Genomic DNA, 21,058 nt, shown 5'->3' on the forward strand with positions numbered 1-21,058 from the left:
ATATAGAATAAGTCTAAATAAAGACTACAATACCTGTAGAGTGAGGCTTTTTTATGCATTATATGTACCTTTGAACAAATTAAACACATCATTTTATGTACGAAGCTATTCAAATCGTTCACTCATATTGGGCTTATCTTGTCGTTCTTATCGTTACATTAGCAACAATTAATGCCCTTGCTGGCTTTTTCTCCAAAAGAGAATATGCTCCAAAAGATTTCAGAGTCTCTCTATTTGCGCTTATCGTTACTCATATTCAACTTTTAATAGGTATTATAATTTTCTTCATATCTCCTTTGGTAGTTTGGTTTTCGGGAACTCACAAAATGGGAGAAATCATGAAAGATGCTACCTTACGATTATATAATGTAGAACACCCTACAGTAATGATCTTAACCATTGTATTTATCACAATGGGATATTCTAAGCATAAAAAGAAACTTACTTCTACACCAAAATTTAAGGTGTTAGCTATTTTCTATACCGTTGCCTGGATTCTTATGCTATCAAGGATTCCTTGGGCACAATGGTTCTAAGATCCATAAGCTGTTAAAACCAGTTTTCTGGGGCCTCCATAATCTCTGTGCTCACAAAGATAGATCCCTTGCCATGTTCCCAGATTTAACCCTCCATTAGTAATAGGAACCAAAACAGATGTTCCCATTAAGGATGCTTTAATATGAGCAGGCATATCATCAGGTCCTTCGTAAGTATGGATATAATATGTGGCATTTTCTGGAACCATACTATTCATATGACTTTCAAAATCCTGTCGTACCGTGGGGTCTGCATTCTCATTTATAGTAAGACTAGCAGATGTATGCTTAATAAATACCTGTAATTGTCCTATTTGTATTTGTTTGATTTCGTGTATCTCGGCAAGAATCTTAGACGTTATCAAATGAAACCCCCTGGGATACGATGGTAATTGTATTTCTTTTTGAAAAAACTTCATGCTATTGCCCTGATGCAATTCAGGATTCTTTTAGTTAGTATTTAACATTACTTCAGACACATTTACTTAATTAAATCAGAACTGGTTTAATCTAATTTGACAGGCAATATCAAACTAAACAAAGGCCTTTATTTACCAGCAATTTAATACAAATTTTACAGTTATAATACTCTGTATTTATTCGAACTCTAATACCTTTACAATTAAAATTACAAATTACTATGGATCTATCACAAATTAAAATGGTTGCTACAGATATGGATGGCACACTTCTTAACACTAAAGGTGAAGTAAGTCGCCATTTTTTTGAGCTTTTTGAAGAGCTAAATAGCCTGGGAGTAACCTTTGTTGCCGCTAGTGGAAGACAATACTATAGTATTATTGATAAATTAAAACCTATTAAAGATGACATTTATGTCATTGCCGAAAATGGAGCTTTGACCATGCAACAAGATAAAGAGCTTCAAACTACAGAAATCGATCGCAAAACATATCTGGAGCTCCTTGATGTTACCAAAACATTACACGGTTCGCAAGTAATAGTTTGCGGAAGAAAACGAGGGTATATCGAAAACTACGGACAAGATTTTGTGGATATGTTTAGTGAATTTTATGACCGGTATGAGATTGTAGAAAATCTTTCTGAAGTAGTCGATGATCAATATCTCAAAATTGCAATTTGCAATCAAAAAGGAGCAGAAGAATATCTCTATCCTGCTTTAAAACATCTGGAAAACAAATTAAAAGTAAAAGTCTCTGGAGAAATCTGGCTGGATCTTTCTCACAACCTCGCTAATAAAGGTCATGCGCTACAACAATTGCAAAAAAACAATGATATATTACCTGAAGAGACTATGGTTTTTGGAGATTATAACAATGATCTTGAAATGATGACCAAAGCAACGTATAGCTTTGCTATGGAAAATGCCCACCCAAACATAAAAGCAATTGCTAATTACTCGACAAAGAGCAATAATGACAATGGTGTCGAATATATGTTACATAAAATGATTGAAGCTAAAAAAGCTAACTAAATCGACTATTTTATATTGGCTTGAGAAATATCAATCTCTAAAGTAGCCCTTTCACCTGTAGCCTGCCAAAAATTTAAAGCATTCCCCCATGATTGATCAGGGGCACTATTTTTCGAAAAATTATCCAGATTTACAGTAATAGATGTGATCTTTTCATCACTCAGCTTAGCAGTAGAAATAACTACTGTAATTGCTTTAAAGTTTTTTTGAGAGTTTTCTTGAGAAGGGATACGAGCACCATTTTTAGTGATAAGCTCTGTAGCAGTAATCGTAGTAATGGCATCAGCGGTAAATGTTCCATTACCCGTTGATGATGGGTTTTCTGCTACCTGCACTGATTGTAGTTCTCCTGCAGTAATTAACCCCATAAGATATAATTCTAAATTACTATAAGCTACTGTATTTCCACCATTAGCATTGACCCCAAAAGATGTCTTTCCTGTAATATTAGCTTTATAGCTACCACCTCCTAAGTCTGTGAGTTCATCAAAACCTCCTAATTGCCCACCAGCACTAGAGTATCCCCAATGTCCGCCAACGGTAGTCGGAATAAAATCATAATTCGCCCAGTAATGCATTATTTCGTGTAAAAACGGTCCTGTACGAATATATTCTGTTTTAGGCATATGAATAATACTCTTCAATGTACCCTGAGATCCATATGATGCAGTATTATTATATATAGACGAACCTATGCCTTCCACATCATTTTTAACCTTTTGGGTAATTCCAAAATACAATCCATCTGGTTGTTCTGTTTCAACAGAAAGAATGAAAATGAAATCAAAATTGTCATTTAAATACTCATACACTTTTTTAGACACCATAGCAAAATCACCATTTCCGGCAATAAATTTATTGTACTCTGCTTCTGGTAAAACATAGTTTATAAGTTTGCTGTCTTTGCCTAAAATAAAATTTTCTTCAAAAATAGTTTGTTCTCCTGATGGATCAGGATCACCTCCTGTATCTGTAGAGTCAGTAGTATCATCTTTACTACAAGATAAAAAACAAAAAACAAAGAAACCTACAAAAGATAAGGTCTTCAGGTATTGTTTTACGTGGGATTCTAACATAATATAAAACTTAGGCTATAAGAAAACAACGCTATGACAATAACTTTATTATAGAACAAGGGTATGTATAAGGATAAGAATCAATACCAATGCTAATCATTTAGCTTCAGTACTGCCATAAACGCTTCCTGAGGAATCTCTACATTTCCTACCTGACGCATTCGTTTCTTTCCTTTCTTCTGCTTCTCTAATAATTTACGTTTACGAGAAATATCACCACCATAACATTTGGCTGTTACATCTTTACGAAGCGCTTTTACCGTTTCACGAGCAATAAACTTAGCTCCAATTGCTGCTTGTATTGGGATATCAAATTGTTGACGAGGGATTAACTCTTTTAATTTCTCACAGATTTTTTTACCAATATCATAAGCATTATCCTTGTGTAATAATGCAGATAACGCATCTACAATATTTCCGTTAAGTAATATATCTACCTTTACCAGTTTAGAAGCACGTAAACCGATCGGCGTATAATCAAAAGACGCATATCCTTTTGATACTGTTTTTAAGCGATCATAAAAATCAAATACAATTTCTGCCAATGGCATATCAAAAGTAAGTTCTACTCGTTCTGTAGTTAAATAGGTCTGATTAGTAATCTCTCCACGTTTCTCAATACATAGAGACATTACAGATCCTACAAAATCAGATTTAGTAATAATAGAAGCTTTGATAAATGGTTCTTCTACTCTATTCATAGAAGAAGGATCTGGCAAATCCGATGGGTTATTTACAATTATAATATCATCGGGGTTTTTATTGGTAAATGCATGATACGATACATTAGGTACCGTAGTGATCACAGTCATGTTAAACTCACGCTCTAATCGCTCCTGGATAATCTCCATATGTAACATCCCCAAGAATCCACATCTAAAACCAAAACCTAATGCTGCCGAACTCTCTGGCACAAATACCAAAGAAGCATCATTAAGTTGTAATTTTTCCATAGAATTACGAAGCTCTTCATAATCCTCTGTATCTACAGGATAAATCCCTGCAAATACCATAGGTTTTACATCTTCAAAACCTTCGATTGCATTCTGTGTAGGTGTCTTGGCATCTGTAATCGTATCTCCTACTTTTACTTCTCTAGCATCTTTGATCCCTGTAATCAGGTATCCCACATCACCTGTTTTGATTACCTGCTTAGGTTCTTGATTTAACTTCAATGTTCCTACCTCATCAGCAGAATAGCTTTTTCCGGTAGCCACAAATTTAATCTGTTGCCCCTTTTTAATTTCACCATTAACCACCTTAAAATACGTTTCTACACCTCTAAACGAGTTATATACCGAATCAAAAATCAGGGCTTGTAATGGTTCTTCAGGATTTCCTTCTGGCGGCGGAACACGTTCTATGATTGCAGTAAGAATCTCTTCTATTCCAATTCCTGTTTTCGCACTTGCAGGAATTACTTCTTCGGCATCACACCCTAAAAGATCTACAATATCATCGGTTACTTCTTCTGGATTGGCACTTGGCAAATCTACTTTATTAAGTACCGGAATAATTTCCAGATCATTTTCAAGAGCCAGGTATAAATTAGAAATGGTCTGCGCCTGTATACTTTGTGCCGCATCTACAATTAGTAACGCTCCTTCACACGCTGCAATAGAACGAGAAACCTCGTATGAGAAATCAACATGACCAGGAGTATCAATAAGATTAAGGATATATTCTTCTCCTTTATGCGTATATTCCATCTGGATTGCATGACTCTTGATGGTAATCCCTCGCTCACGCTCCAAATCCATACTATCAAGTAATTGTGCTTGCGCCTCACGAGCAGTTACTGATCCGGTAAAGTCTAATAATCGATCTGCCAGTGTACTTTTACCGTGATCAATATGTGCAATAATGCAAAAATTTCTAATATTTTTCATGTAGTCTCTCTCTTGTATACCATCAAATCTAACATAATCATTTATAAAGGTATATCAATCATTTTTAAATACCCATTATGGGTTTTATTCTTCTTTTTCAATTAAGTTTTGGGCGTGACCCGCCATTACATTATGGGTCGGGCTATCCGCGCTACACGGTAGCTCGCTCCTATCCCTCACGCAATTTCCATACTCTTAATGACTTGCAAATATAATTGATTTTAGAAGCTTTATACTATCTCTCTCGGTATTTTTAGATCATACTCATTTCAAAAAAATAAGACCTCACAGGTCACAGAGACCTGTGAGGTCTTAAAGAATTTGTATTTTTACCAAAAAAATAGTTGCTGTGGCCAAAATAGGAGACATAGATGTAGGAGAATTCCCGTTGTTATTAGCACCAATGGAAGATGTAAGTGATCCTCCTTTTCGTGCATTATGTAAAGAGCAAGGTGCAGATGTAGTATATACAGAATTTATTTCTAGCGAAGGACTAATTCGTGATGCTGCCAAAAGTGTTATGAAGCTTGATATTTATGAAAAAGAACGTCCGGTTGGAATTCAGATTTTTGGAGCTAACTTGGATTCTATGCTTAAATCTGTTGAGATCGTAGAAGCGTCGGGACCTGATATTATTGATATCAATTTTGGGTGTCCCGTAAAAAAAGTAGTGAGCAAAGGTGCCGGAGCAGGAATTCTTAAGGATATTGATCTTATGGTTTCTCTTACCGAAGCCATGGTTAAACACACCAAATTACCAGTTACCATAAAGACACGGTTGGGTTGGGATCATGACTCTATTAGAATTGTAGAAGTTGCAGAGCGGCTACAGGATGTAGGAGCAAAAGCCATTTCTATTCATGGTCGTACCCGAGCACAAATGTATAAAGGCAATGCAGATTGGAAACCTATTGCCGACGTAAAAAACAACCCGAGAATGCACATTCCTGTATTTGGTAATGGTGATGTAGATACCCCCGAGCGTGCTATGGAAATGAGAGATCAATATGGTCTTGATGGTGCAATGATTGGCCGTGCAAGTATTGGTTATCCCTGGTTTTTTAAGGAGGTGAAACACTATTTTAAAACCGCCAAGCATTTACCTCCACCAACTATAGAAGAACGAGTACATGCAGCACGTAGACATTTACAAATGGCAATCGATTGGAAAGGTGAAAAATTAGGCGTTTTTGAAACCCGTAGACATTATACCAATTACTTTAAAGGAATACCTCATTTTAAAGAATACCGAACCAAAATGGTAACCAGTGACCTCCCAGAAGATGTATTTGCTGCTTTTGATGAAGTGCGGTCTACATTTACCGGATTTGAGTTTGTGTAGTCTTTTATGTTCAAAACAAGTACTGTTCAGATATAATGTATTTATCATCGTAATGTGGACAAGAATCTGTAGTTAAATACTATAAAATAGATCCCAGTACGACATTTATTATTATAGCAAATGATAAAAATGTCTGTTCCTTACCTTGTTGAAAGACTCAACCCTCAAAGAAAGAATAATATAAACAAACCGAAACATAGCGATCACTGAGCGTAGCCGAAGTGAGAACAAAGTATCGTTAAAGAATGGAGTTTAGAGTGTCTCAACATTACTAAGTAAAAAAACTAGGGTTTTGAAGGGCATTTCTCTATACAATACATTCTCGGTCTAAGTATCCTTTTTATGTAAAAAATCTTTAATCATACTATCAACAAGGTAACATTTTTACGTTATTTGTCAATAATTATAGTGTAACTATACTACCTCTTATGAAAAAACCACGATCGTCTTCTCCAGTTTCTTTACTATGGGCTATATTTTTTATAATACTATCTCAGACTACTCATGCTCAAGTAGAAAAAGACACCTTATTAGCATCACAGTTTTATAAAAAAGCAGATTCGTTGTTGACAGACAGGAAATTGGATAGTTCTATTGTTTACTTTAAAAAAGCATTACCTCTTTATAAGAAAGTAGAAGCTTGGGAAAAAGTGGCTGCCTGTTATAATGGGATTTCTCGAAGTCAAATACATATGGGCAGATACGAAGAATCGCTCTCTGCTGCTAAAAAAACATTAAAAATAAGTAATGAATACTTAGAACGCGATACTAGAGAGAAAGCAAATGCATTAGATAACATTGGGGAATATTATTTGAAAAAAAGAAGTTTAGACCAAGCTCTTTTATATTTTAAAAAAGCATTATTAATAAGGAAAGAAGTACTTTTTAAAAATCACTCTGATATTTCTAAGTCCTATAACAATATGGGTGAAACTTTAATAATGAAAAATGAGTTTGAAACAGCCTTAAATTATTTAGTTAAAGCTAGTGATTCAGTTTTTCTAGATAACCCACATCTTAGCAAGATTTATAATAATACTGCTCGAATATATTACATTAAGGGGGACTATAAAAAAGCTGTTGATTACATGCAACAAGCATTACAATTAAAAATTGAAGAGTTCGGAGAAAATCATCCAAAGAATGCACGATACTATAATAATATTGGAACTATTTTTGAAAGAATGGATAGGTATGACATGGCAATGTATCATTATACCAAAGCGGTAGAAATACAAAAAAAAGTATCTGGAGAGGAGCATCCAAATATAGCCTCTTTTTATAATAATATAGCAGGTATATTTTTAAATAAAGCTAATTATGACCGTGCTCTTGAATATCTCCAAAAATCTCTGGCTATTAAGGTGAAAAAGTTCGATAAAAACCATTCGAAAATAGTTAGTAGTTATAGTAACATAGGACTTGTTTATGCTTATAAAGGATTACCTAACGAGGCACTTGTTTATACTAAAAAAGCATTAGCTCTTCAAAAGAGAAAACTCAAAAATGATAATCCAGAAATAGCAACTACTCTTATTAACCTTGCTTCAATATACTATATCAAAAGAAAAGACACTCAAGCACTTGTTTTACTGGAGAAAGCGTTAAAAATTTTTATGACTTCCTATGGAGAACATCATCCCTCAATTGCTAAAGTATATATAAATATGGGAAACATTTATAAAGAGCAGCATCTATGGGAAAAAGCCTTATTCTACTATAATAAAACAGTAAGTATCCGAACCAACACATTAGGTGTGAATCATATATTTCTAGCAAATTTATATTTAGAAATTAGTGTTTTATATAGACAAAAAAAGGAATATAACAAAGCATTAGAGTATTCTAGCAAGGCAATAAGCATTTTTAAAAAAAATAACAATCCATTCATAGTTGATTGTTACCATATTATCGCATCTATTTATTCAGAAAAAGGAGAACACCAAAAAGCCTTGGATAATTATACCAAAGCTTTCAAAGCTAATTTAAAACCAAAAACAAACAATATTGATAAAAATACATCTAATTTAAATCAATATGTAAACCAAAATTTTCTACTAATCACTATTGCAGGTACAGCCAAAACTTATAAAAAATTATATTATCAAAAAAACAATCCTAATCATCTCAAAAAAGCAATCAAAACCTATCAGCAAGCAGATAAGTTAATTAATAACATTCGACATACCTACACCAATTATCAAGATAAGGTGGGTTTTTCCAAAGAAAGTAAAGAAATCTACCAAGAAGCTATAACCACTCAATTACTACGAAAAGATATAGAATCACTAGAAAAAGCTTTCTATTATAGTGAAAAAAGCAAGGCTAATACCTTAAAAGAATTGTTAAACGATGCTAATGCGAAGAATTTCGCAAGATTGCCTGAAAACTTAGTAACATTAGAAAAAGAACTAAGAATCAATAAAGCTTTTTATCAATCTAAAATCACAGAAGTATATTCTAAAAAAGAGATAGACAGCTCAAAAGTTACTCATTTCGAGAATAAACTTTTTGACATAAATAGGCGTCAGGATTCATTAACCCAGGTTTTAGAAAAAAATTACCCCAAATACCATCAATTAAAGTATAAAAACGATATTGTAAGCGTATCAGATATCCAAGAACAATTGGATGATATGACCACAGTAGTAGAATTTTTTACAGGAGATAGTACTACCTATGCTTTTACGATTTCTAAACATAATATTAGTGTACAAGAACTATCGACTCCAAAACTGACTGAGCAAATTGAAGCATTTCGTAAAAGTATTATTGCCAAAAACACAGGAGCTTATAAACAACAAGCATATGCGTTATACAATACACTTATAGCACCAGTTAAGGATAAATTGGTTGGGGATCAACTCATAATGATCCCCGATGGACCACTATGGCATCTTAATTTTGATCTACTGTTAACTCAGAATGACGATTCTAATAATCCAGCCCTTTTATCCTATTTACTTAAAGAGTATGCGGTTACTTATGCTAATGCTGCAAACCTGTTGTTTGCTACTTTTAAAAGTGATCTGGATACTAAACCATTACAAGAATGCCTGGCATTTTCTTTTTCAGATAGTACAAAGATCACAGATACATACACAATGAGCTTAGCAACCTTAAGAAGTGCTGGTATGGATCTGCCGGGAACCCGCAAAGAAATCAAAGCCATTTCTGATATCATCGATGGACAATACTATTTTGGATCACAAGCTATAGAAGCTAATTTTAAAAGCAATGCAGGTCAATACAACATTCTACACCTTGCTCTACATGGAGAAGTAGATAACGAACGCCCAGAGAACTCTAAACTCTATTTTACCAAGAGTAAAGACACCATAGAGGATAATCTACTCTATAGTCATGAGCTGTTTGCTCTGGATATCCCTGCAGAACTTACTGTACTTAGTGCCTGTAATACGGGTAGTGGTAAGATTGCCAAAGGAGAAGGGATTATGAGTTTGGGGACTGCTTTCCAGTATGCAGGAACCAAAAGCCTTCTATTAACCGGTTGGGAGGTATCTGACCAAACTACACCAGAATTAATGACTTATTTCTATACTAATCTTAAGAAAGGTATGAACAAAGCCAAAGCTCTGCAACAAGCAAAATTACAATACCTAGCCACTGCAAATATAAACCGAACAGCCCCCTTTTACTGGGGAGGTTTTTACCTGGTTGGGGATTCTGCTCCAATACATTTTAATGACAATACTTTGCTGTATTGGATTTTAGGAATAAGCGTTTTAGGGATACTACTTTTAGGTATGTTCTGGTATCAAAGAAAGGTGAAAAAGAAAAATCTTGAGCTTAGAGATTAATTCACCAATTTCTGATTAATTCTACTAGAAGCTAAGAGAGAAGCTATAAAACCGATAATAGTAATCGTAAAAAATACCACAACAAAGCTAATCATAGTAATACGAGTTGGATAAGGCAATGAAGGTGTAATCATCAATAATCCAAATTGCTGTTGCAACACAATAAGTATAAATCCTAATAATAGGCCCAATACCGTACCTAAAACAGTCATAAGTGAACCTTGAAACAAAAATATTTTTCTGATACTCGGCAGAGAAGCTCCCACATTATAGAGTGTTTTTACATTACTCCTCTTATCGATAATCATCATAATAATAGCTCCAGCGACATTAAACAGGGCAATAATAGCAATTAACGTGATCACCAGGTAGGATACTAAATTCTCGGTATTTAACATCTTATACAACGTATCATTAAGCTGTACCCTGTTTTTTACGATCACATTATTATCAAAAATCTGCTGTAATCCATGTATCACTACTTCTTCATTAGCTTGTGGTGATAGTTTAAGTTCTATATGAGTCACTTTATCTTCGGGTAATTCCAATAATTTTCGCACTAATCCTGTAGTTGCAAAAATGTACTTTTTATCAAGTTCTTCATTTACACTATAGACCCCAATATTTACTGCTTTCTCTGACCTAAATGCTTTTGAAGGATCACTAGGAATTCCTTTTCCCGGTTTTGGCACATAAATACTAAGTAAGTTAGTGTAGGTAGATTCTATTCCCATACTAAGTTCTCTGCTAATACCATTACCTGCAACTATCTGAAAATCATTATTGGTTAGCCAATCTCCCAATACTAGTATACTATCAGCATGGATAACATTATGATAATTAGCATCCACTCCCTTGATATACGACATCTTTTGTTTATCCATAAACTCTAGAAAGACACGCTCTTCTACGATTTCAGAAAAATGAGCAACTCCATCAAGTTTAGCTAGTTTTCCTTTTTGGGTATCGGTGAATGTAAATGTCTTTCCGCTTGACGGAAAAATCTTAAGATCGGGATCAAAATACGAAGAAAATTGAAGGCTAAAATCCTTAAGTCCTGCAAACCCTGATAATACAATAAATAATGCCATCGCTCCTATAACCACACCGGCCGCAGCAATAATTGTAATGATATTAATGGCATTACTACTACCGGGAGAAAACAGGTATCGCTTTGCGATGTAGTATGAAAAATTCAAATCCTTCTGATGAGCATTAGATGTGTATGAAATTTTGATTCTGCAATAAAGATAAGAGAAATGAAAATTCTATTTCTGCTACTTTCTATGATTTTTCTATTTTACGGGTACTACCAAAAATTACTTCTTTTTACGTTTTTCTAGAAGATCAGGGTTATTAATAGGGTCTTCTTTCCCTTTTACAGCTTCTTCTATATTAGAAATATACTCAAGAGAATCATCAATAAAATAGGACAATTCTGGCATGCGCCGTAATTGATTTTTGGTACGCTGTGCTACCTGATGTTTTATTTGTGATTTTACCTGGTTTACTTCTTTTAGTACTCTTTCTCCTTCCTGATGTGGAAAGACGCTCATATATACTTTTGCAATAGAGAGGTCTGTAGTCACGCTTACTTTGGTAACGGAAACCAAAATCCCCTGTATTCCCGCTTCACGTAATGCAAGTTGTATTACATCGGCAACATCGCGTTGTAATACTCCTCCAATTTTTTTCTGTCTGTTTGTTTCCATAGTGCAAAAGTACAATTTATATGTATTTTTGCGACATAGTGATAAAAGTATATTATGAACCATATCAATAAAATAGAACACCTGGGTATTGCCGTCAAAGATATTGAGCAAGCAAATACATTATATGAGAAACTTTTGGGAGTTGCTCCATATAAGCAAGAGGCCGTAGAAAGCGAAGCTGTAATCACCTCTTTTTTTAAAGTTGGAGATAGTAAAATAGAATTACTGGCCAGTACCCGGGAGGATGGACCTATCGGAAAATTTATTACCAAAAAGGGAGAAGGTATTCATCACATCGCTTTTGATGTCGATGATATCGAACTAGAACTGGATCGATTAGAAAAAGAAGGGTTTCAATTAATCAATAAAACTCCAAAACCTGGTGCCGATAATAAATTAGTTGCTTTTTTACATCCTAAAAGCACAAATGGGGTTTTGATAGAACTATGTCAAGAAAAACCTGTTAACCAGGATATTACAAAATAAATACTATCGTTTTTATAGTTCTTTTTTCCTTTTTTGAAGAGGAATCAAAGCTTTTATATCGTTTAGAAATAAAAGACAATTAAAATAATAGAAAAAAATGTTGGCGTGTTTATATCAAATCCTTAAATTTGCCCTCCGTTTTAGGTCCCATAGCTCAGCTGGTTAGAGCACCTGACTCATAATCAGGGGGTCCTTGGTTCGAGCCCAAGTGGGACCACTTAGTAAAATTAAGCCTTACAGAGATGTAGGGCTTTTTTTATGTACCATATCTAGGGTTATATAATTTTGCTATAATCTACTTTATCCATCTAGAATCTAAATTCATCTTCTTATTTAAACAAAAAAGAGACCTATTTGGTGTCCAAATAAAATTTGAAGAGACCAACTTTCGACCGAGTTGTATGCCAATTGTTAAATCTAAATCAATTGGTTATGAAAGAAAAACTATCAATTCTGTTTTTAATTAAACGAAACAAACAAAACAAAAAGGGTTCATGCCCTATCTTCACAAGGTTGATCTATCAGAAGAAAAGAATTTGCAACTGGATTGTTTGTAAAACTCAAAGATTGGGATGCAGGAAACCATCTAGTTCTAGCAAAAGATATGGACAATCATTTTTTAATCAGTGAATTAATGCTTATCAGGGGAAAAATCATTCCTTAGTATTACAACTAAAAGATATGTTTGTCTTTTGCTGCTACAAAGGCTTAGCATACAAAGAAATGGATAATCTAAAACCTCAACATATTATAAACTGAAGAATAAAACTTAAAATAATAATTGAAACAATACTTAAATTAATAATTAATGTAAATAATTTAAAAGCCTTACTAGAAAATTTTTCTTTAATCTTAAACCATACTATTACTCCGGCTGTACTTAATCCAAATACTAGTAATAATATAATACCATAAAAAAATAAAATAAAAATATTATTGGAGTCACTCTCTATCAATAAAATGTATATTAAAACACAAGAAAGGATTATAGATAACGTCGTAACAACTTTTAAAATTCTAAGATTGGAAACCTGTGTTTTCATAAAAAATTATTTAATGCTTCGTACCACTTTAAAAGTAAAAAGCTATTAGATTAGTATACTTTTTCTGTGTAGCCTGGTTTTTTATTGGTTATTATCGACAAATTATCATATGACTTTCCCAAAAAATTGAAATGTCCATCAATTCTATACCAATTACCTCTAGATGAGGTATCATCTTCTAGAAAAGCTTCAGGTATCTCATTAATATATTCCCCAATTAATTCTATTTTTTCTAATCTATATCGAGGGCAGTTTTCTTTTCCTAGTATTTGTTGTACCTGATCATTACACATTAACCCATAAAAACGTATTCTGGCTTCTGGTCTTATAAAAGAAGCTCCATAAAAATGATCATATTGTTTTTTCACAACACTATCTATCGGATAATTAACAACAGTTGTTGTAAATTTCACATGGTTAAAATCATTAATAATTGATTTATTACCATCTTCATCGATACAGGATAATCTATGATGTGTCAAAATAAGATTTTCTTGATCATAGCTAAAGTGATAATCAATATAGTTATCAGCATCTTTATGTATAAATGGCTTGTTTTTATAATCAATTTCTAGATTGCTTTCTCCAACTAAACTATCATAACTATAAGTAATTGATCTTTAATCTCAATGACTGGACATTCAATAGAAGTAAATGCAAGGTCATCTATAATCATTGCCCATTTACCTTCTAAGTCCTGACCAAAAATTAATTCTGTTAAAAAAAGAATTAAAAAACCTAAAATATCAAACAAGTAATTTAAGCCTGCCAACATAATAGTTTGTCTTTATTAACTAACGAACCCGAGGCAAATTAACTCCCGTAAAACTCACATAAATACTAATTTTATTAAGTTTTGGAGAGTATTCTTTTTTTACATACTCAATATATAGGTCGTTATATTTCCATCGTATTAAATAGGGATCATCAACAAAAGAGCATTTGTTGAATTGACCTCGACCCTCTTGAGTTGAAATACCATTATTAGTTGATTCCTCTCCCCAAATAAAACTATCCATACAATAAATACCTATCGGTTCTCCATACACTTCGCTCATCTCACGAAAAAGTTGAAGACTATTTTCTATAATCGGAATAGAAAAAGAGAGTTCCTTGATATGGTCGGTACTATCCGTCATTATGAAATATGTATTAACGGGTAAATTTAAAAAATTAGAAGTTTCATTAATAGTATAATGATTACCCTGATTATTAGGTAAGGTTTTATAACTCTCAAATTCGATTGAAATTCTTTTTATAATTAAGTCGATATGTTTACCGACTACATTAACATCTATAGAATCCTGATTTAAAAACATAAGGGTAAATATACAAATAAAAGAAATTCTCATAATAGATTAATCACAGTTACCAGTACCTATCAAATTCCATCTAAATTCCGCTCCACTATGTGTAAACCCGTTAAGATTATTTCTAGAAGCAGTGCCTCCGATTAATGTCATTTCCTGCTGTATAAATCCGTACCAGGTTTCACCAAGCATTTCTTTACTTGCAGAACTATTAGAATAGAACCAGATTTTTGCTCTTTCTTCTGCTCTGTAAAAGGCGCTAGCGGACATTGTTGCCGAACGACCATTTGTATGTCCTAATGAAGCTGTTAGATACAATTTTATAATATTAACTCGTATAATCCGAACATCTCCATCCGATGTTTCTGCTACAAAGGTATTATGAACATTATTTACGATAGCTCCTCTTACAGGCCCGGTTTTTGCATATTCAAAACTACTACAATGAGGGAAAGGATAAGAAAAATTGGGGTCATCATCTGTAGGTAAAGAATCATGGTCACCATGACCTCCATCGCCACCACCTCCACCAGAACCGCCTCCACTGCCACAGACTTGATAGCTATAAAGTATATCTATATGAACGGGTTTACTATCGACAAAAGTTGTTTTAATCACATAGTAAGTTTGGCAATTGCTTTTTGCTGCAATTTCATTAGAGTTAGTCTGATTAATAATAGCTCGACTTATCTTTTTATCTTCAGATTGAAAAAAAGCTACTTCTTCTGTTGCTATGTTTTCCTGAAAACCATCAATATGGTTGGTTGATAATGTATACCTCAAATATGATAATTTGAGCATCTCAGTTATAGAATCAAAATTATCATAATCAGAACTAAGAAAAACTTTCAAAGATTCTTTAAAACTATTCTTGCTAACTTGATTAAGTACTAAATACGATTTTGAATGGATCGTATTGTGCAAATCTTTGAGCTTTACCTGATTTTTAGAAGTAATATTAATTTTAGAAATCAATGGAAAATAAATATCATCTTCAACCTGAAAATAATTTTCCCAATCAGGAGCCCCATAAAAACTAGGGTTTTTCGTTAAATTTTTGATTGTGATTTTCTTCGTACCAAGATTTTGCCTTTTGACTAAGACCATCTTCAACGATAGGTAACTCATCTTTTTGACACCCAATCATCAAAAAGGCTATCAAAAGAAATGAAATGTACTTTAATGAATTTTTCATAAAATTTAATTAATTTGATTTGTGTATGCTTACTCTATTATTAATTGGATTTTCAGCTTCCTCCATATGTTGTAAAGCGTTTTCTGTTTTCAGCATTACTCATTAATTGTGTTTAGAAAATAGTACTAAATAGTGTCTCTAGTACAACAATTGTTACTAAAAAATTAGGTTATGGTTTTTATCTTTAGATTTCATCATGTGTTCTTTTTTAAGGTTTTAAAAAAATCTATAACTCATCTTGATTTTTTCTGTTTCTGTATAGTATTTCTAAATAACCAATACATAAAATTTATCGTATATACATAAGGGGTTTCGTCCCTATTTTTAAAAAGTAGTTGCAGTGATAATTATCATTACGACAAATGATTTAAAATATTCATAAAGCACAGATTTTAAGAAAATCCCCTGCCCCGAACTTATCGGGGGTTTTTTATTTTAAATGTATAGTATTTATTTTATGAATTTGCAGTTTAAGTACTTACCGTAGCGAAAAAAAGTGTCCTTATAAAATTTTTGAAATTTATTTTTAACTACAGTTAATTAGGAATAAAGGTTTTAGTTTTTTTAATCTCTTTAATCTCGTGTAGTTTTATAAATCCTTTTTTACCTGCAATCCCATATATAAGTAAATAATCTTCATTAATTTCTTTTATTGGAACTAACCATTTTTTATATTCTTCACTAGAATAATATACAATAAAGTATGTTTTATCTATTTTTTCTAATCTATATTGAGGGCAGTTTTCTTTTCCTAGTATTTGTTGTACCTGATCATTACACATTAATCCATAAAAACGTATTTTGGCTTCTGGTCTTATAAAGGAAGCTCCATAAAAATGATCATATTGTTTTTTTACAACACTATCTATCGGATAATTAACAATAGTTGTTGCAAATTTTACATAGTTAAAATCATTAATAATTGATTTATTACCATCTTCATCGATACCAGATAACCTATGATGTGTCAAAATAAGATTTTCTTGATCATAGCTAAAGTGATAATCAATATAATTATCAGCATCTTTATGTATAAATAGCTTGTTTTTATAATCAATTTCTAGATTGCTTTCTCCTACTAAACTATCATAACTATAAGTAATTAATCTTTGATCTTTAATCTCAATGACTGGACATTCAATAGAAGTAAATGTAAGGTCGTCAATAATCATTGCCCATTTACCTTCTAAGTCTTGACCAAAAATTAATTCTGTTAAAAAAAGAATTAAAAAACCTAAAATATTCCTCATAACTTATTGTAAATTTTCAATTGTAAAACTTTCTGCTAAGATATAAGGTTGTCCCATATTAAAATTATCTGGTGACACATAATCATTCGTAAATATCAATGCTTGCATTTTTTTATTTTCTTTTGGATATGAATCCTTAGTTTTTATAACTGTAAACTCTATTTGATGATTGTTACAGATTGTTTCAATGCTTGTTTTCAATTGAAAAGGGATCGTAAGGTTTTTTAAGCCTTTATTCTTATATGCATATTCTATCGCGGAAAAATCTTTACTTGCTTGTATCCAATTTTTGGAAACCTTGATATACGATTGATATAACTCTCCTAAAAACAAATCTTGATTTTTTGGAAATCCTTGTAATTGGCAGTCAATCTGTTTGCTATTGTAAGACCACAATAAAGGATGTGTTGTATATAACTTAATCTGTATGTAAGGCAGCAAAAATTTGCTTGTCATATTATAAATAAATTCACAATTATTAGCCCTTAACCTCCATTTTTGTTTTACAGGTTTTTCTAAACCAAAATCCATATCCAAAAGAAAATCAAAATATAAATTTTGGATATTTGATGTCTCTGATGCAATATGTATACAGGATAAATTTGCATTGAGGTAATACTGTTCAGAGTTTGTAAATTCTATAAATTCTGATAAATTCATTTTTATATATTTAAGACCGATAAATTTAAAACTTATCGGTCTTTTGATTTCAATTAATTACAATTTCCAAAACCAAACCAAGCGTGTGTAAATTGCGTAGGTGTTAACCCAAAAGGATTGCCAATTCTCATTTTACCACCGCCAGTCATATAATTAAATTCTCTTTTTAATACTTCCTTAAATCTCTGCTCAATAACAATTTGAGAAGTACCATATTTATACCTATAATAATCTGCTATTTCCTTCATTGCATTGTGCATAGCAGCAGCCGTTACCTCTGATGCATTTGCATTTCCAAATTCATTATCAAACCGATCAATATTATAAGTTTCAAAAGTAAACAATTCGTTTCCAAAATCAATATGGTAAACCCCCTGATTTTGTTGATTATTAGGGTCAATGAGTACAACATTGAAATAAACTCCTTTACTGACAGTAGCTTTCCAATTATTTGCTACTTTCTTATAAGGAAAACTTGAACAATCAGGTGCTTTTTCTTCATCAGCTGTTGGCAATGAACCATCACCTCCTCCTCCTCCAATTCCATCTCCAGAACCACCACCAGAACCACCGCCACCACTGCAAACTTGGTAACTATATAAAATGTCTATATGAACTGGATTACCATTTACAGAAGTAGTTTCGATAACATAATAGGTCTCACAATTTGATTTTTGAGATATTTCTAAAAAACTAGGTAATTTAGAGTTTTCTCCATAAGTTTCTTCTTCATTTGGCTTAGAATCTAGAATTCGATTATTATTAGCATCATAATGTAAAAAAGGTAAATTAAATGTATTATTACCTTTCAAATTTTCCTGAGCCTCACTAACAAAAACCTTTAATGATTCTATAAAATTATTTTCGCCATTTTGGCTAAGTATTAAATAGGGCTTTATATATCTCCAACTTTCTCCATAATCCTTGGAAACTTGATCTTCATCGTTTTCCAATTCGGAGATAATTGGAAAATAAATATCAGACCCAATTTTGTTAAAATTTTCCCAATCAGGTTTGCCATAAAAGAAAAAATTATTAGCTAGTTCTTTACTCTGATTTTTTTCGTACCAAGATTTTGCCTTTTGACTAAGACCATCTTCAACAATAGGTAACTCATCTTTTTGACACCCAATCATCAAAAAGGTGATCAAAAGAAATGAAATGTACTTTAATGAATTTTTCATAAAAATTTAATTAATTTGATTTGTGTATGCTTACTCTATTATTAATTGGATTTTCAGCTTCCTCCATATGTTTTATACATACTCTTTGTCACACAAATCGACATTATGATATCTTTTTTGACTATCTTTTTATAGTATAAGTTTGTGTTAGCGATTAAAAAATTATTCATAAAACTTGGTTATAGAGTTTGATACAATTTGATTTTTAAATTCTCTAAAAAATCTATAACTCATCTTGATTTTTTCTGTTTCTGTATAGTATTTCTTTTTTATTTATGATTTTGGAATACTAAACATTTCCAATCACATCTTTCATACTTATTCTAGTCAACCAATCCCCTTCCTGTTATTCATTTCATAAAAGAGTCCACATTGACAGTCCTGTTCTCACGGCGATAAAACCCAAACGTAAACCCTACAGCTTCTGCATAGACAAAACTTTGTATGGTAATATCATATTCTACAGGGGCCCCTAAGGATTTCATAGTATTAATGATACGATACAATTTGGTTTTAGAGATCCCTAAACGATACGCAAGATCATCTGGCGATCCTGTAGCTTGCAAGCGAATAAGTTGATCAACTCGCTCTATAAGTTCAATCTGTTTGATAATGATGTTCATAATGTGTTTCCCTTTATTTTATTTTTTGCAATTTTTAATACTTTGGATCGAATTTTTAACCATCAGGGTTAATTGTTCAATACCAGAGACAAACCGTTTAATGGTAAAGACGAAGTCATGCGTCTTTTTGACCAAGTGTTTAACTATTGATATAGGATTTTCAGCCTCTTTGGTTAAAATTTGCCTGTCTTTGGTTAAAATTTTGACTCTCAACCTTAAAATTTGCACACAACTGGTTAAAACCTTTGTCTTTTTGACCCGTAGGAAGGTCTTTTGGGGGTAAGCATGGTTATTCTTCTGTTTCATTGGTTGTCGGAGTACTCTTGGTACGAGAAAAAAACTGTTTAAGTTCAGCTACTTTTTCAGTAAATCCAGGTTTCCCAGCTCCTTTGCTATATTGTGAATAGGCATAATCATTAAGTGAGTCCTGGTAGTTATCATAATCATGCAAAATTTTGGTGCTTTCTAATCGATAGGCCAGGCTTTCTAAACGACCCAATAGGTTTTCTGCAAATACACGAGCTTTATAATCTTTTTCAAACTCTTCCCAGTCTACATCAGGAGAACTAAGCGTACTACTGTTTTGGCGATAGTCCCAAACCTTATTTACAAATAGCTTATTGGTCTCATTAATGGCCTTGTAGCTCCCTCGTTCTTTTTCGGTCAGAGCTGCTAGTTTATCGGTAAACATGGCTTCTAGTTGTTCTACTAATTGTCCTGCTTGATCTCTTTCTTCTTGTGTTAATAGATCTTGAATGATGTTTCTCATTTTTTTGTTTTTTGTTGACTGTTTTTTATTGTCCTCGACTCCCGGCTTCTCACTTTTACATTTATTATTTTTCGGTTTTACATTTCAATAATTCGTCATTCGTAATTCTTCTTGTATTCTCTGTTCTATCTTACTCATCATATAGTACATCATAAGCACATCCTTATCTATAATTTTTAATACGGGGTTAATATGTGTAAGTACCTTACATACGATCTCCTGGGGGGCTTTTGTTCTTGCTATTAATTTGCGATGTACCAAATCTTTTTGCGCAGTACATAATTGGTCATAATGCATAAACATAAGCAGGTGTTTAAGAAGGGGTATCGATAGGTTCTGGGGTACTACACAAACCATTTTTGGGATTAAGCAATAGTATATTACGGGCTTTATAAATCAATTGTATGGCATCATCTATAGATATTCCTTTACTATAAAGTTTGTGGATCCATCGATACAGTATCGTCTCATATGAGTTATGATGCGCCAGGTTATACATAAAAATATCCATTTTGAGGTGTAACATTTTTAGGATATTAGACATATACTGATGTTTGCTGTTATATTCTATATACTCCATGTTGGTTGTTTTTCGTTGAGTCAAATATAGTCGGGAGAATTACGTTAAAACAAGAAAAGTATGTCGTGATTTATGAACTAAGAGTCTTGATTAAAGAATTACGAGTTCTAATAGTTTTAATAACTAATG

General features: G+C 32.6%; 21 protein-coding genes and 1 tRNA gene. 6 read left to right on the top strand and 16 right to left on the bottom strand.

What is annotated here, in order from left to right; translation table 11 throughout:
• The first annotated feature begins 95 nt into the window (after positions 1-95).
• Complete coding sequence (locus ATE84_RS02545) at positions 96-536, top strand: hypothetical protein (RefSeq protein WP_101445540.1); 441 nt, start codon at positions 96-98, stop codon at positions 534-536.
• Here ATE84_RS02545 and ATE84_RS02550 read toward each other — a convergent pair.
• A complete protein-coding gene (locus tag ATE84_RS02550; RefSeq protein WP_101445541.1) occupies positions 533-955 on the bottom strand; it encodes a secondary thiamine-phosphate synthase enzyme YjbQ in 423 nt (140 codons plus the stop codon). The genes ATE84_RS02545 and ATE84_RS02550 overlap by 4 nt on opposite strands.
• A 221-nt stretch (positions 956-1,176) precedes the next feature.
• On the opposite strand from ATE84_RS02550, the gene ATE84_RS02555 reads away from it, so the two are divergent.
• Complete coding sequence (locus ATE84_RS02555) at positions 1,177-1,989, top strand: HAD family hydrolase (protein WP_101445543.1); 813 nt, start codon at positions 1,177-1,179, stop codon at positions 1,987-1,989.
• A gap of 5 nt (positions 1,990-1,994) precedes the next feature.
• Here the strand turns inward: ATE84_RS02555 and ATE84_RS02560 are convergent, their stop codons facing one another.
• A complete protein-coding gene (locus ATE84_RS02560) occupies positions 1,995-3,065 on the bottom strand; it encodes a hypothetical protein (RefSeq protein ID WP_101445544.1) in 1,071 nt (356 codons plus the stop codon).
• Positions 3,066-3,157: 92 nt separating this feature from the next.
• On the bottom strand, positions 3,158-4,954 hold the full coding sequence (lepA, locus tag ATE84_RS02565; protein WP_101445546.1) for a translation elongation factor 4: 1,797 nt from the start codon (positions 4,952-4,954) through the stop codon (positions 3,158-3,160).
• 349 nt (positions 4,955-5,303) lie between these two features.
• Between lepA and dusB the strand changes: the two genes are divergently transcribed.
• Positions 5,304-6,296, top strand: a complete 993-nt coding sequence (dusB, locus tag ATE84_RS02570) for a tRNA dihydrouridine synthase DusB (protein WP_101445547.1) — start codon at positions 5,304-5,306, stop codon at positions 6,294-6,296.
• 428 nt (positions 6,297-6,724) lie between these two features.
• Positions 6,725-10,117: a CHAT domain-containing protein gene (locus tag ATE84_RS02575; RefSeq protein WP_101445548.1), complete on the top strand. Its 3,393-nt coding sequence runs from the start codon at positions 6,725-6,727 to the stop codon at positions 10,115-10,117.
• On the opposite strand, the gene ATE84_RS02580 is transcribed toward ATE84_RS02575, so the two are convergent.
• Together ATE84_RS02580 and rbfA are read right to left on the bottom strand one after the other, a co-directional pair.
• On the bottom strand, positions 10,114-11,316 hold the full coding sequence (locus ATE84_RS02580) for an ABC transporter permease (protein WP_101445549.1): 1,203 nt from the start codon (positions 11,314-11,316) through the stop codon (positions 10,114-10,116). The two genes, ATE84_RS02575 and ATE84_RS02580, sit on opposite strands and share 4 nt — an antisense overlap.
• Positions 11,317-11,436: 120 nt before the next feature.
• The gene (gene rbfA, locus ATE84_RS02585) at positions 11,437-11,829 is read right to left on the bottom strand and encodes a 30S ribosome-binding factor RbfA (protein WP_101445551.1); all 393 of its coding nucleotides are present in this window, start codon (positions 11,827-11,829) and stop codon (positions 11,437-11,439) included.
• Between the two features lie 54 nt (positions 11,830-11,883).
• Between rbfA and mce the strand changes: the two genes are divergently transcribed.
• Both mce and ATE84_RS02595 read left to right on the top strand, forming a co-directional pair.
• Entirely contained in the window at positions 11,884-12,315 is a 432-nt protein-coding gene (gene mce, locus ATE84_RS02590; RefSeq protein ID WP_101445552.1) for a methylmalonyl-CoA epimerase, read from the top strand.
• Between the two features lie 143 nt (positions 12,316-12,458).
• Positions 12,459-12,532 (top strand) — tRNA-Ile (locus ATE84_RS02595).
• 876 nt (positions 12,533-13,408) lie between these two features.
• On the opposite strand, the gene ATE84_RS02605 is transcribed toward ATE84_RS02595, so the two are convergent.
• The 11 genes from ATE84_RS02605 to ATE84_RS02660 all read right to left on the bottom strand — a co-directional run bounded on the left by ATE84_RS02605 (position 13,409) and on the right by ATE84_RS02660 (position 20,929).
• Entirely contained in the window at positions 13,409-13,840 is a 432-nt protein-coding gene (locus tag ATE84_RS02605) for a hypothetical protein (RefSeq protein ID WP_101445555.1), read from the bottom strand.
• Positions 13,841-13,947: 107 nt separating this feature from the next.
• Positions 13,948-14,133 (bottom strand): hypothetical protein, encoded by a 186-nt coding sequence (locus tag ATE84_RS02610; RefSeq protein ID WP_101445556.1) that lies wholly within the window; start codon positions 14,131-14,133, stop codon positions 13,948-13,950.
• A 19-nt stretch (positions 14,134-14,152) separates the two neighbouring features.
• Positions 14,153-14,677, bottom strand: a complete 525-nt coding sequence (locus ATE84_RS02615; RefSeq protein ID WP_101445557.1) for a hypothetical protein — start codon at positions 14,675-14,677, stop codon at positions 14,153-14,155.
• Positions 14,678-14,716: 39 nt separating this feature from the next.
• On the bottom strand, positions 14,717-15,796 hold the full coding sequence (locus ATE84_RS02620) for a hypothetical protein (RefSeq protein ID WP_143273550.1): 1,080 nt from the start codon (positions 15,794-15,796) through the stop codon (positions 14,717-14,719).
• Positions 15,797-16,399: 603 nt separating this feature from the next.
• Positions 16,400-17,113, bottom strand: coding sequence for a hypothetical protein (locus tag ATE84_RS02625; RefSeq protein ID WP_101445561.1), 714 nt, complete (start codon positions 17,111-17,113; stop codon positions 16,400-16,402).
• Positions 17,114-17,116: 3 nt separating this feature from the next.
• Positions 17,117-17,773, bottom strand: a complete 657-nt coding sequence (locus ATE84_RS02630; protein WP_101445562.1) for a hypothetical protein — start codon at positions 17,771-17,773, stop codon at positions 17,117-17,119.
• A gap of 53 nt (positions 17,774-17,826) precedes the next feature.
• Positions 17,827-18,957 carry a hypothetical protein gene (locus ATE84_RS02635; RefSeq protein ID WP_101445563.1) on the bottom strand — a complete coding sequence of 377 codons (1,131 nt, stop codon included), beginning with the start codon at positions 18,955-18,957 and terminating at the stop codon, positions 17,827-17,829.
• A 350-nt stretch (positions 18,958-19,307) separates the two neighbouring features.
• Positions 19,308-19,580 (bottom strand): DNA-binding protein, encoded by a 273-nt coding sequence (locus ATE84_RS02640; RefSeq protein ID WP_101445565.1) that lies wholly within the window; start codon positions 19,578-19,580, stop codon positions 19,308-19,310.
• A gap of 289 nt (positions 19,581-19,869) precedes the next feature.
• Positions 19,870-20,349: a hypothetical protein gene (locus ATE84_RS02650; RefSeq protein WP_101445567.1), complete on the bottom strand. Its 480-nt coding sequence runs from the start codon at positions 20,347-20,349 to the stop codon at positions 19,870-19,872.
• An 84-nt stretch (positions 20,350-20,433) separates the two neighbouring features.
• Positions 20,434-20,652, bottom strand: a complete 219-nt coding sequence (locus ATE84_RS02655) for a hypothetical protein (RefSeq protein ID WP_101445569.1) — start codon at positions 20,650-20,652, stop codon at positions 20,434-20,436.
• A gap of 10 nt (positions 20,653-20,662) precedes the next feature.
• A complete protein-coding gene (locus tag ATE84_RS02660; protein WP_101445570.1) occupies positions 20,663-20,929 on the bottom strand; it encodes a hypothetical protein in 267 nt (88 codons plus the stop codon).
• Between the last annotated feature and the right edge of the window lie 129 nt (positions 20,930-21,058).

It is taken from the genome of Aquimarina sp. MAR_2010_214, from assembly GCF_002846555.1.
Lineage (GTDB): Bacteria > Bacteroidota > Bacteroidia > Flavobacteriales > Flavobacteriaceae > Aquimarina.